Here is a 14164-nt window from a genome sequence, read left to right as displayed (position 1 = left end):
GGTAAATTTTATTGCTTATTCATCTCTATTGTTTTATAGCCTTTGTTCCGTTTAAGCCTTTTAGCTTCGTATTCATGCCAAAGCTTTTGAAGTTGATACTCCTGCCATCACTGGACATATCCATTTCAAAGGATGTTATATCACCGAATATGCTGGATTCCGAAGGGAGCAGTATGCTTCCTCTGAATACCCCGTTTGATATTGAGCCCTCTATAGCATATTCTTTGCCATTTTGAATGATAGTCCCGTTTATAAAGTTGCCTTCCTGCTTCAGCTGCATTGCTCCGATATTTGTAATCCAAGAGCCTTGCCATTTATTCAGCGAACTATCTGCCGGGTTTATTATTGCATCCTTTTTATCCTCTGTTATTATGGTTATGTCTTTTTGCAACGGTTGACGAGCAAATTCATCTATGTTTTGTAACGTTCGTTCGTAATGGAATACAAATGGGTTATACCGCACTGTCTTGGTCAGTCCTTCATACTCAATCTCTATTTCATAAGCCAAAACCTCAGGCTTATCAAATTCGAACAAGGCAGCGGATGTTGCCTCACCCTCCATTATTATCCTTTTTGCCTGAGTTACAGCTGTCCATCCCGGGGTATTCACTATGGGATCAGTCAAATTGGAACGGTCCTTTTTGTTTATAATATCCAGCATAGCAGATTTTATAGGCAAGGATGTTATCTTTACGCTGCCTGTATATGGTTCTACTGAAGTGTTGCTTATTCTAGAATCTCTTATATAATCGCCTCCCTGGACAAGTGCGGATCCCATTTCTCCACTATTTGTTATGGTCCCAAATACTTTTGTCGGTCTTATTACCTTATTGCCTGCATCATCTTTATCTATATTTGCTATTATCGAACCCTGCTGCTTGCTAGGAGGCCTCATCCCTGGAATATTTAGTGTTGGAATATTTAATTCTACGTCTATTTCCGCTCTATTTATATTGCTTTCTATCTGCGTATAATCATTATAGAAATGTATTTCCAATGCACCCAAGTTTGGTTCTCTGCATACACCTTTATTATCGGGGAATATAAAACCATCACAGTTTATCTCAGCCCATACATTCCAAGTATTTTGGTCTATAGGCACTTTCAGCGAGAATATCCCATCCACTACAGCTGTCTTATATTTCTTTTCACTAAAATTCTTATTTACCACTTTTATATCAATGGGTCCGCTGAATTGACCGTATTTACCCGTAACAGTACCTGTAATAAGATCATTGACTGTATCTACATTAAAGTCTATTTTTGTAAATGGAACACTTGCTTTAACATCCTTGCTCTTGATTTCTGTCAGCTCATATACCTTATCACCGACTTTAAAGTATTTCTCTGCAGAGTCATCTATATATATATCAAATTGCTCTATATCAATAACAACTCTATCGGTTGGTAAAAGGTTATATGAATAACCTCTCGAATTTATATTGAATTTTCCCTCTGCATCTGTATATCCGGGGATAGTAGTTTTTAATTCTTTCAGGCTTGAATTCCATATTTCTATTTGATAATCTCTATTGGCAAATGGCAGTTTATCCTCGCCAAAGACTATTTGCCCTTCTATAGTATCGTAATAGGCATCGGCTTTTACAAGGAAACTAGGAGTCACCGCAATAGTCACAATTCCATCTCCCCCTGCAGCGTTTACCTTTTCACCGACAACCCACTCTCCGCTATATAATGGAAATTCTAACTTAAAGATTTCATATTCCTTGTCAAATAAAATACCCAAGAGCTTTGCAAAACCGCTGGCCTCCAAAGAAGCATGGCTAGCTAAGGAAGTATCCGTAGTAGAACCACCCCCTCCACTGATGCCAAACTTTGCATCAGCTTTATATCCTACCCAGATTTGGAGTGCACCTATATTATGCCCCCAAATTATTACACCTACTTGGGGAACGCATGCCATTACCAAATGAAGCTCTCCATCGATTTGAAAGTCTGCATCAAAACCGGTAGGTTTATATCTGCAATAAGGTCCTACTTTATAAGGAAGAAGTCCAAAGCCCAATGCCTTATATTCGTATCCGGCTCTTGCGCTGCCCGTAGTGGTAGTTCTCACCTCCACATGGACTTTTCCATTAGCGCCCATGACTAAAAATATTCCTACAAAGGCTCTGTTGCCGTCTCCCTCCCCGCCTATTGAGCCTAAGTTTATGTCATACCCGAATATACAAGCTTCCATGCTTTTATCAATAGATAAATCCCCTACAAAGGTAACGTCTGCTTTAGTCTTGGATTCAAAGTAAAAATCAGCCTTCATCCAGCTGGTCCAGTGAAAGTCGAAATCCGCATGAAAAACGGGGTCTTCTATTACTATTTGCCCTTTTTTTATAGCTACCTCTACGCTCAATTCATCTTTGCCTTCAAAGCCCTTTAAATCAGTGCCCTTTTCTTTATCCCACCAAGCACCTTCAAATTTCTCCTTCTCAGCTTTTTCCTTTTCCTCTTTTGTCTTTTGCTTGTCTTCTTTAGAAGGGTATTGGAATATTATTTTGTTTGCTGTCAGGTTTAAAATGTGCTTATTTCCTTCTTTTTTATAGCCTGAGATGTAGCCATTATCCCCTGCTGCTGCATAATAATCTTTGGTCATGCCGCTTGCAGGGTCTAATTCTACACCCGGTGCCATATAAGCTATGTTTCCTGTAGTTAGTTTGATGTCTTGTGCAGGTATTTTGTAGGATTCAAAAATTTCTGTCAGGTTTGGATTATCTACTACATATTGGCTATTGCCATTGGAATCAGTTTTCCCTTCCTCCAATACTCTATAAGCTAATCCTTCATTTTCATTTATATATATTTTATTTTTCTGCAATTTTGAGGCTGAAGATAATTCCTTTGGTAATACCAAAAATTTTGAGCCTGGTCTGTATTTGATGCCATTAACTTTTCCTAGGTCTTTGGTTTGGTCCTGTGTACTTGTATCAAAGGATGCAAACTCATCAATTTTTATTTGCTCCAAATTATAGTCCATGTCTGATGGCAGCCTTTCCACCCCTTCTTTGAGCTTGTAGCTGACTCCTTTAGCCTGTGCAGGTGCCTCAGTGTTTGTCAATTTTAGAGGGCGTGAACGGATTGGATTAGGAGCCTCAATAGTAGGTGGTGTTTTTTTATTTGGTATAACAGTAGCAGGAGATCTTTTGATTGGCGCGCTTGCATGAACAACAGAAAAAGATGATACCACAATAGAAAAAATCATCACTAATGAAATCAGAGATGCTATGAATTTACTGTGTTTATACATTTCTTCACTCCTCTTGGCTTATAAAAATAAGGAATTACTGCTAGTATGGATACTCTTATTACTATCATAAGGAATAATTTACAATAAAGCTTTCAGCTTATTGCATATTCTTGCTTGAAAGTTACAAAAACAAATAATCTCTAAGGATAAAAGGTCTGTTATAATATAATCAAGTAATTTATCATACTGGATGTGAATTATGATGTCAGTCGACTTAGAAAAGGATGCAAAGCTAGCGGCCCTAATTCCTATTAATAATATTTATAATGCTCATAAGTCTATGGAAAGCTTTTATAGCGAAAAGATAACTGTTTGCCTCACTACCAAAGCTGCAAATATTATTCGGGGTACCCATTTCCATGATGGTTATGAGTTTGTAATTACTTATGCTGATATGCCCTCAGCCATAATCGACAATAGGCTATGGGATCGCAAAAAAAATAGGCTCTTTGCTATAAATCCAATGCAAGAGCATGGCATGGCCGTAGATTATAAGGGGTTCAGTCTTTGTGGTATACATATTGAAAATAGTCTTATTAACGAAATTGCCAGAGGACTGTATAATTCCTCTAATATTACCTTCTCAAATGAGTCCTTCGTTGTAAGCCATGATATGAGCATGCTAACTCGCTTGTTTTTAGAGGAACTAAAGTATAAACAGATAGGTTATGAATTCATTGTAGAAAATCTAAGTTCACTGATTGCTGCTTATCTAATAAGACAAATAAAACACAATCTGCCTTCTAAACCTCACAATGTAAATTTTAGTCTTAAGGAAAATATTAAAAAGGTTATAGATTATATGAATGAGAATTATACTGTAGGTATTTCCAATGACGAATTGTCCGGTCTTATAAATATGGACAAATATAGTTTTATAAGAAATTTCAAAGCTCAGACAAGCAAAACTCCTTACGAGTATCTTCTGGATCTGAAAATTGAAAAAGCAAAAAAGATGCTGAAGTCAAACAAATACACTATCACCGAGATAAGCATGGCATGCGGTTTTTCCAGCCACAGTCATTTTACATCGACTTTTAAGAGAAAAACAGGCCTGTCTCCTACAGAGTATAGGTTAAGCTTGTAGGAGAGAGCAAAGCAATATTTTACCCCCTTTCGCCATATATTAGGGCGAAAGGGGGTAAGTTTCATCTTTTAAGGATTACTGCTTTATAGCTTTTGTTCCATTAAGGTTTTTTAGTTTTGCCCCGGCACCAATGCTTTTAAAGCTAATGCTCTTGCCATCCGCTGATATATCCATTTCAAAGGATACTATGTCACCAAAACCGCCGGTTGCTGATGGAACCAAGTAGCTTCCTTTGAATACCCCATTTGAGATTGTACCTTCTACTGTATAAACTGCATTGTCTTGAATTATGCTGCCTGTTATCGAAGCTCCCTTTTGTGTGAGCTCCATCTTGCCCATCTGTGTCATCCATGCTCCTTGCCACTCATTCATAACGTCTGCAGGATTCACTATCGAATCGATTTTTTCTTCTGTTACTAGGGTTATTGCTTCTTTCAGCGGCCCTATAAAGTCCTCTATAGATTGCTGATTGTTATTATAGTGGTACGCATAAGGGTTATAGGTTTTGGTCAATTTTAATCCTTCATGTTCAACTTCTATCACATAAGCCACAACATCAGGTTTATCAAATTCAAATTGTGATGCTGATGTAGGTATCTGCTCTATTCTATAGCCCATAGGGCTGCTGGAATCTTTCACAGGTTTTAACCTCATTGCCTGTTGTGCTTGTGTTGCAGCAGTCCATGGCACCCAACCTGATTCCGGTTTTGGCAGCCAGTTATCATGTGGTCCTTTCATATCCTCCAGCATAGCTTCCAAAGCGGATTGAACCTGTATAGATGTAATTTTTATATTGCCGCTATAATGCTTTAAAGCACTGTTGCTTGTGCCTGGTCTTACATATTCATCTCCCTGGTTTTGTATCCAACCCATATCTCCTTTATTAGTTATGCTGCCGAATACCTTTGTGGGTTTGATAAATTTGTTGCCTTCTATATCTTGACCTGTCAAATCCTGGGTAGGCAGTTCACCAAGTCTGTCCAGTCTGCCCTGAGCATTGGTTATGCTGCTTGGCAAAGATATATTGCTGTCAATAGATCTTCCTAATGTAGTTTTTCTTTCTTTTGTGTCGGCCGCTGCGTTAGATCCTTCCACAGGTTTAAAATCATTATATATATTGATGGTTAACGAGTCTATGTTCCTCTCTCTGATCACACCCTGATTATCAGGGAATTTTGAGCCTTCAAAATTAATTAATGCATTTACGTTATATATGTTTTCATCTATAGGATAAGCATAAGTGAATATACCGTTCACTGCATTGACATTGAGGATTGTAGGTTTAAAGTTCGTATCCTGTATTGTCAGCTGCACAGGTCCTGTGTAGTTGCCGGAAACTCTGCCTGTAATTATATCGTTAAAAGAATCTACATTAAAGTCTAATTTGCTGAAGGGAACTGTAGCTTTGATATCTCTGCTGTTGCCAACAACTTTGTACTTTTTCTGATCTACGTCAAATATAGGGCTGTTCTCAATCTTAACAATTACCTTATCAGTGGGTACTATGCTATATCTTGCAGAATCTTGAATTTTAAAATTGCCCTCTGCATCTGTCAGCCCGGGAATTGTATACTTTAATTTGCTATATTCCCAGACTTCTACCTCATATCGTCCATTGGCATAGGGTCTTTTTGCAGATTCTATATCCGCATTATCACCTGCATATCCTGTTCTTGGTCCACTGCTAATGTCGAAAAGTATTTTGCCCTCTATAGTGTTTGTATAGGCATCTGCCAATACAATCATTTGAGGGGCAACCTCCCGTACCATATCTCCACCGCTTCCGGAAGTCTCCTCCCCAACGCTCCACTCACCTTTATAGAGAGGATAATCTATATAAAAGATTGAGTATCTGTCACCCAGCAAATATCCAACCAGTTCTCCAAAGGCATCCAAGGATATAGAGCCGCTGGCCTTGAAATCTTGAGCTCCGCCGGAGCCTCCGCCTCCCGAGGCACTAAAGGTTGCTTTGGATTTAAAGCCTACCCATATTTGCAATGCTCCCAGCTCTTTTCCCCAGATTATTACTCCTACCTGCGGAACGCAAGCCAGGGTTGTATTTATCTCACCATCCACTGTGAAGCTCATATCAAAGCTGGCAGGTCTAAAGGTGGCATAAGGGCCTGCAAAATATGGTATACTGCCATAGCCAAATGCTTTATACGCAAAGCCGGCTCTGGCATCGCCGGTGGTAATAGTTCTTACTTCTACATGTATCTTGCCTTCTACGCCAATGACCAGGAATATTCCTACGAAAGCTTTGTTTCCTTTCTCATCTCCCAGTACTTTCCCTAAATCTATATCATAGCCATATACGCATTTTTCTATGGTTTTATTGAAAGTTACATCTCCTTCAAGAGTTACATCTGCTGTTGCCTTTGAATCAAAGTAAAAATCTGCTTCCACATGAGTGGTCAAGGGATTAAGGTCAAAATAGGCGTGAAACTTAGGATCTTCAATGGTTATTGTGCCTCCCTTTAATTTTACATTGACACTTAAGGAGCTTTCATTCTCCACGCCTCTCAAATCCCCGTACTGATCCTTTTCCCACCAGTCACCTTTAAATTTCTCTTTTTTTGCCTTTTCCTTAGCCTCTTTGTCTTCTTTTTGCTCTTCCTTCGATGGATATTCAAATATTGTTACTCCCGGTTTTAGTGTCAGAATATGCTTGTTCCCTTCTTTCTTGAAGCTTACGTAATCACTTACCCCAGCTGCTGCAATGTAGTTCTTTGGCATTCCGCTGTCGGGACTCAGCTCAAACTCGGGAGCTATATAGGCAATATTGCCTGTTGTCAGATCTACAGTTTGCTCCGGAATAGTATAGGACTTAAACACATCTGTCAGTTCCGGAGTCTCTACTACATATTGAGGATTTCCCTCTGAATCTGTATTCTCAGTATCTAAAACTCTGAAGGCCGTGCCCATTTTTTCATCGATATATATGTCATTGACATTTGGTTTAAAGGATGATGCAGCACTTTGAGGAATGTCCAAAATTTTTGAGCCTGCAGGATATCTGATACCGTTTATTTTGTCTAAGGATATTTCTTTTTCACCTTCTGCTGCAGAGGCAGGTTGGGCAGCTGCTCCTCCAGGTAAGCTTATATTAGGCAAAGTAATCCCTGTACCTGCAGATGGTACTTGTGCTTTCAAATCAAAGGATGCAAATTTGTCCAGGCTCAAGGGTTTAAAGTCATATTCCATTGAAGCAGGAATTCTCTTTACCTCATCCTTAAACTCATATTGAACCCCTTGCACCCTGGCAGGGGTTTCAAGTCTTCTTAAAGGAGCTTTTATTGTCGGTGTTTTAATCGTCGGTGTGTTTATTGCGGGCGGTTTTATTGTTGGTACGCTTGCATATACATCAGAAAAAGGCGACAGTACGATTGAAAAAATCAATACTAGTGAAATTAACAATGCCATGCTTCTATTATGCTTGTTCATTGCATCACTCCTCTCCATATATTTAAATAAAAATTATTATAAATTTCATTATATGAGCAATTTAAGAAAAAAGCTTTTAGATTATTGCAAAGGATTATGAAAAGTTGCATTACTCCCAGTCTCACTTCCTTTAAAAATACTATTTGCATTCTGTTCCTATATACCATATTACTTACTTATGATAATAAGTAAATTACACAAAGGTATAAAATTATTAGTTTTGATGACAATTTACACTTTCTTGCGCAATAAAAAACAGCCTGATAATGGCTGTTTTATCTTAATCGGTCATCCTGTTATCAATAGCAAATTTCACTGCTCCGGCTCTTGAGCTGACTCCAATCTTTCTATATATTTTAGAGGTTATAACCTTTACATTATTGATAGTGACAAAAAGTTTCTTAGCTATATCTTCTCCGGTATAGCCCTTTGCTATGAGATATAGTATCTCCCTTTCTCTCTTTGTCAGCTTGACAGGCTTCTCTGCCCTGTCCGGATTCATAGCGTTATACCCTGCCTTAAATTTTTGCAGAGCCTTTTGAAATTCCTTCTGTTTTTTTATTACTGCATCAACCCACTCCTTTGGTAAAGCAAGCTCAAAGGAATCATAATTTTTTGAAAGCTGTTTGAATATAGGCAGCAAAAACTCTCCATACTCAAGATAAGGTATGATTATCCTGTCGGCATTGGTTATGTTATAGGCTGCATTTAAAGCTTCGATAGTCGTTTCTATTCCATAAAGATTAAAATTAACAATGGCTTTCAAAATGTAAGTCCTCATTATTCCATATTGATAGGTGAAAGGAGCAAAGGTTTCAAACATTTTAGGTATTATGCTTTCTATTTTTAAATAATTCCCCTTAAACAGCAGCACAGCAGTATAGATAAGGTATTCGAAGCCAAAGGCCGTCATAGATACGGAGCTTTTATCAAGTTCCCCGCTGTAAAGCCATTTGGGTATGCGCTCCAAATCTCCAGTTATGACGTTGAAAAAGCCTATGCACATGTCCAGAGTTGTAGAGTAAACAAGGGCTTTCCTCAGATTGACTATATTACGGATATCTTGCAGTATCACAGCTGCTTTTCCATAGTTGCCTTCCACCATACATAGTTTGATGAGAAGCAGTTTAGCTGCAATAATAATCGAGTTTTGCTCCTTTTGCTCAGCTTTATATATGGTACGGTACGCATCCTGCTCCGCTTCTTCATATTCGCATCGTTCGAATTCCGACTCCGCTTTTATGAGGATATCGGCGCCATAGCCGCAAGGGGTTATCTTTTCCCACCAATAGAATTCCTCTGTGAAGCCCTTTACTATATTGTCAAGATTGCCTGCTTTGTTGTAATAAAGGTACAGCATCGATGGACTCCCAAAAGTAAATGAAATGTTTTTGCTCAAGAGCTCAGAGCCTTGGGGCAGAAATTTGCAGGCTTCCATGTGATAAGGAAGCATAGCAAATACATCATTAAAGGCCATCATGGACTTTACTACTGCTGCTTCACCTAGTAGTTTGTTTTTCATAGCTTCAGGTATTTGAGAATTATTGCATATATGCTTCACTTTCTTAATGAGCTCAATTGCTTTTTCCGGATGCTTGCTCCTGGTCATCAAAAAAGCAGAAATAACCAAAAGCATCGGATATTTAATATAATATTCCTGAGGAAGCTTTTGCAGATATGACACAATTGTTTCCAGCTGCTGCAAGCTGAAAGTATCTGAAAACTTATCTTTAAGCAGCATTTCCGCAATCCCTTCGTAATTGCTTGCCGCATCAAAATGTGACAGTGCAATTACGACATCGCCTTTAAAAGCATAATATTCGCCGGCTTGGTTATTAAGATCATTTATATTAAACTCTTTACTCGTTTGCAAGCGTTCATATAAAAAATCACGAAAAAGCCGGTGCATTTCATAATGCTGTCTATCTTCGCTTATCTTAATAAGTGAATTGTTGGCAAAGATATTCGATAGGAGTTTTTGAGTATGATTTGTTCCTGCAATGTAATTACAAATGTCTATATCAAAACGTTCTAATATTGAGAGCTTTAACAAAAGCTCCTGAGTTTTTTTACTATAATTATTAAATATGGTAGTTTCGATAAGATTATTAATATCCAGTGCCGCAGCATCGAGATTCATATCAGCTATGTTGTCTTTTTTTATATAAAGGCTTGAGAGGAATATTGCACTTGCCCAGCCGTCTGTAAAGCTTTCTATGTTTTGTGCAGAGGCTTTTTCAATATTTATATCAAGCATTTTATAATATTCCATAAGCTCATTTATGTCGAAACGAAGCTCTTCCTTGGTTATTTCCATAGCAATTCTTTTAATTCTCAAATCAAGCATGAAATTTTGGAGACACACCCTTGATAAAATATAGATATGTAAATTTTTTATTCTAAGGCGTGCGATTTTTTCTAGAAGTTTATCAATTTCCGGATTTCCCAAAAGATGATAATCATCAATGATCAAAAGCCTTTTATTTCGAGAGATCATATTTTGACTGACTATATCATATTGCTGTTCAAATTGGGCCGAGGAAAAGGGAAAACCGATTTGAGCCATAGCATCACCTATATCCTGATTTATCTTCCTATATAGATCGGACATATGTGCCCAAAAGCGCTGCGGATTTCTGTCCAATTCGCTTAACGACATAAAAATAACTTCACAATCCGAATTTTTGGCAAATTGCATGGCAGCAGTGGTCTTTCCATATCCGGCTGGTGCCCAAATCAACGTCATAGGATATGATAATCCTTTCTCAAGCAAAGCATTCATGCGCGGACGATAAAGCATTTTCTCCAGATCCATATCAAAATCATAGGCAGATTTTGATTTGGAAATTTTAGCTGCCATAATCTCATCTCCTATATTACTTAAATATTAATAAAAGATAAAGCATCTGTATCAAAACATTTTTATTTATATATTATATTAAGAATCCGGAATGAACAAGTTTTCCTATAGGAAAATTAATTTGCTTTTTATACTTTAGTGTAATTTATTTTGTGTTTAAATTTGATATCATTATAATATATTGTATAAGCAAATAAAAACAGGAAGTGATCATATGTCCGTTGATCTGCATGGAGTAATTGATTTAACAGGTGCTATTCCTTTTGACAATATAGAGGATGCAAAAGTAGTGATTGAGAACTTCTGTTGTAATAATATTGCTGTAATCGTAACCAATAAAGTCACGAATATTGCTCATGGCACTCATCATCACGACAGCTATGAGTTTGTCATACCTTATGCAAAATTACCTTCTGCTGTCATAGACGATAAGGTTTATGACAGACGAAGCAATTCATTATTTGCCATCAATCCCATGCAGGAGCATGGTGTGTCAATAAATATAAAAGGCTTTACTCTTTGTGGAATACACATAGGTAAGAGCTTGATCCAAGAGATCTCCGAAGAAATGTACGGCTCCGGAAACATTGTTTTCTCCAATGACTCAAATGTTTTGAATCATGATATAAGCATGCTTATTCGCCTTTTTTTAGAAGAATTGCGTTTTAAACAGACAGGCTACGAATTCATGACAAATAATCTCAGCTTGCTTATAGCAGGAAATCTTATCAGACAACTGAGACATAACCTTCCTCCCAGGCCTCATAATGTACCCAAGGGCACCAAAGAAAACATAAAAAAAGCAATAGACTATATGAATGAGAATTATGCTTCCGGTGTTTCATGCACCGAATTAGCTCAGCTTATAAAAATGGACCAATACAGCTTTATAAGAAGCTTTAAAGCACAAACAAGCAAGACCCCTTATGAATACCTTATTGATCTCAAAATTGAAAAAGCAAAAAAAATGTTACAGAGCTGTAAATATTCGATAACAGAAATAAGTCTTATGTGTGGATTTTCCAGCCATAGTCATTTTACTTCGACATTTAAGAAAAAAACAGGCATATCTCCGACAGAGTACAGAATTAACCCCTAACAATTCAGGGGTATTTTTTTATGCAATTTTTTGAAAGCCTTTGTCAATATTATGGAAGAATTACTGAAGTGTTGATGCTACAATATTTATACCTATAAATTATTTTGGGGATGTATTCAGAAGCTTACAGTATTCTGAGGTTCGTACGGAACTTAGAATGCCACCTGAACTTTAGAATATGTTATCCGATAGCTTAGCGCCGCTTATACAAATTAGCGGCGGTCAACTATCGGATAAATGCATTTCCTATAATGATAATTTTAAAATTATTGGGAGGGAAATATTTATGAAGAAAAGAACTCTTTGTCTGTTTATGTCTTTATGCTTACTCATAACAATGCTTTGGAGTGTACCTGTTTTTGCAGCCGGCAATATAACGCTGGACAAAACCCAATTCACAGCTGGCGAAAAAGGTAAAGCCACTGTATCCGGATTGACTGATGAACAAATTGAGTATGACGCAGCCATTTGGCTTGGTAAAAAAGGTGAAAAACTAGATAATTTTAATTTAGAAGAATATGTGAGCAATCTTCCTGAATCCAATGTCTGGGAATTCAATGCACCTACTTCTCTGGGCACTTATGAAATAGCATTGATTGGCGGCGATGAGAATCTAATAGCAAAGGTAGAGTTCACTGTAGGCGCCCCTAAGGCTAAGGCTGGAGATATAAAGCTGCCTAAAACTGAAGTAAAGCTCAACGAACCTATGTCGGTTACTATTAACGGCCTTACTGATGAAATGCTGGAAAACGATGCATGGATAGGAATTGTAGGGGCAAGCGAAAAAATTCAAAATACTGATCTCGCAGTCTATATATCGAATCTGCCTGCTGACAACACATATCAGTTTAAGGCTCCCTACAAGTTCGGCAAATATGAAATCAGAGTATTCTCTGATGGTGTTACGGATAATAAAGAATCGGTATTGTTTGGCACAGTATCTTTCGATGTTGTATCCAGCAAGGCAAAACCCGGGGATATAGTATTATCCAAGACCAATGTTCAGCCTGAAGAAAAGATGAGCATTACGGTTAACGGACTTACCCCCGGTGAAATTGAGCAAGATGCATTCTTCGGCATTACACTGGCAAATGAGAAGATTGAAAATACAGATGTATCTGCATATATTAATGATTTCAAAATAGGCAATGTATATGAGTTCAAAGCACCCTCTAATCCCGGCAATTATGAGGTAAGAGTCATTTGCTCAGGAACTTTAGATAAAGAGCTATATTCTTATGCTTTATTCGGCACAGTTCCATTTACAGTAAGCGGAGCGCCTGTTGATGAAATAACTGCAGGAACAGAAGGCCTGTCTACTTGGGCTGCCGGAGAGGTAAATCAGGCAGTAGATGAAAAGCTGGTTACAGATAAGGTTCTCTCTCAATTTCCTAAGAATATAACTCGTGAGGAGTTCTGTGAATTAGCTGTTCTATTATATGAAAAATTGACAGGACTTAAAGCAGAACCAGGAGCAGACAACTTTACAGACACTGATAATCCTGAAGTACTAAAAGCATTCAAGCTTGGCATAGTTAATGGAACAAATCCGGAGAAGACCTTATTCTCACCAAACTTAGAAATAACAAGAGAGCAAATATCTGCTATGCTGCTCAGGACGCTTCAAGCCGCAATGCCTAACCTGCAGCCCACCGGCGAATTCAAAGCAAATTTCCTGGATGCCAATAGGATAGCACCTTGGGCATTATCAGCAGTTAAGTTTATGAACGCAAACGATATAATAAAGGGTAGTACAACGTCAGACGGTTCAGCATACTTCCTGCCACAGGGCAATACAACCAGAGAAATGGCTATAATGCTTGTTCTTCGTGCATTCAACCAATTTAGCAAATTCTAAAGATGAAAAATCTCTCCCCCTTTTAGGGGAGAGATTTTTCATCCCATTATTCCATTTCTACCAACAGTTCGCCTTCTTTGCCATATATGCCTTCTTCATCTATCTGCACATAGCCGTCGGTGGCATCAGCCAGAAAATCCAAAAGCACTTCAAGGAATTCCCAGCCTTCTTCCGTTATATCTTCATCTACGTCCAGAGCATATATTTGCACCATATTCTTGACGATATCAACTGCTTTTTTCTGCTCCTTGCTGTAAGGAAGCTCCTGAAGCACATCGAGAAATTCCTGCCGTTCCTCTTCAAATATCGGGTCTACCCCTTTTATGTTTCTTTCCAATCTTATGGGTTCATGGTTGGGATCATACTCCAGCATCAAGTATTTCCAATCTTTTTCGTCAAAATCCTCATCAAATTTCCCGGGAAAAGTAGAAAATTCGTATTCTGCTTCCAAAAGCTCATCACATATGGCAAATCTCGACGGATAATCCTCCGCCATTGAAAAAACCCGCGCATAAAAGCTCATCTTAGCACCTCCTATAATAAGGTATACGGAACGG

Annotated in this window: 7 protein-coding genes; 3 read left to right on the top strand and 4 right to left on the bottom strand. The window is 38.0% G+C overall.

Annotated elements, in window-relative coordinates:
- Nucleotides 1-25: 25 nt before the first annotated feature.
- On the bottom strand, nucleotides 26-3259 hold the full coding sequence (locus AC4HCY_RS04675; protein ID WP_491095491.1) for a hypothetical protein: 3234 nt from the start codon (nucleotides 3257-3259) through the stop codon (nucleotides 26-28).
- A gap of 199 nt (nucleotides 3260-3458) precedes the next feature.
- Between AC4HCY_RS04675 and AC4HCY_RS04670 the strand changes: the two genes are divergently transcribed.
- Entirely contained in the window at nucleotides 3459-4346 is an 888-nt protein-coding gene (locus tag AC4HCY_RS04670) for a helix-turn-helix domain-containing protein (RefSeq protein WP_491095490.1), read from the top strand.
- Between the two features lie 75 nt (nucleotides 4347-4421).
- Here the strand turns inward: AC4HCY_RS04670 and AC4HCY_RS04665 are convergent, their stop codons facing one another.
- Together AC4HCY_RS04665 and AC4HCY_RS04660 are read right to left on the bottom strand one after the other, a co-directional pair.
- Nucleotides 4422-7790 (bottom strand): hypothetical protein, encoded by a 3369-nt coding sequence (locus tag AC4HCY_RS04665; RefSeq protein ID WP_491095489.1) that lies wholly within the window; start codon nucleotides 7788-7790, stop codon nucleotides 4422-4424.
- 280 nt (nucleotides 7791-8070) lie between these two features.
- On the bottom strand, nucleotides 8071-10650 hold the full coding sequence (locus AC4HCY_RS04660; RefSeq protein ID WP_491095488.1) for a winged helix-turn-helix domain-containing protein: 2580 nt from the start codon (nucleotides 10648-10650) through the stop codon (nucleotides 8071-8073).
- A 214-nt stretch (nucleotides 10651-10864) separates the two neighbouring features.
- Between AC4HCY_RS04660 and AC4HCY_RS04655 the strand changes: the two genes are divergently transcribed.
- Both AC4HCY_RS04655 and AC4HCY_RS04650 read left to right on the top strand, forming a co-directional pair.
- Nucleotides 10865-11749 carry a helix-turn-helix domain-containing protein gene (locus AC4HCY_RS04655; protein ID WP_491095487.1) on the top strand — a complete coding sequence of 295 codons (885 nt, stop codon included), beginning with the start codon at nucleotides 10865-10867 and terminating at the stop codon, nucleotides 11747-11749.
- Between the two features lie 286 nt (nucleotides 11750-12035).
- Nucleotides 12036-13607 carry an S-layer homology domain-containing protein gene (locus AC4HCY_RS04650; RefSeq protein WP_323431005.1) on the top strand — a complete coding sequence of 524 codons (1572 nt, stop codon included), beginning with the start codon at nucleotides 12036-12038 and terminating at the stop codon, nucleotides 13605-13607.
- 46 nt (nucleotides 13608-13653) lie between these two features.
- Here the strand turns inward: AC4HCY_RS04650 and AC4HCY_RS04645 are convergent, their stop codons facing one another.
- Nucleotides 13654-14130 carry a hypothetical protein gene (locus AC4HCY_RS04645; protein WP_491095486.1) on the bottom strand — a complete coding sequence of 159 codons (477 nt, stop codon included), beginning with the start codon at nucleotides 14128-14130 and terminating at the stop codon, nucleotides 13654-13656.
- Nucleotides 14131-14164: the final 34 nt, after the last annotated feature.

The organism is Lutispora sp. QWL-02, from assembly GCF_058315355.1.
This window is presented reverse-complemented; position numbering and strand designations above follow the sequence as displayed.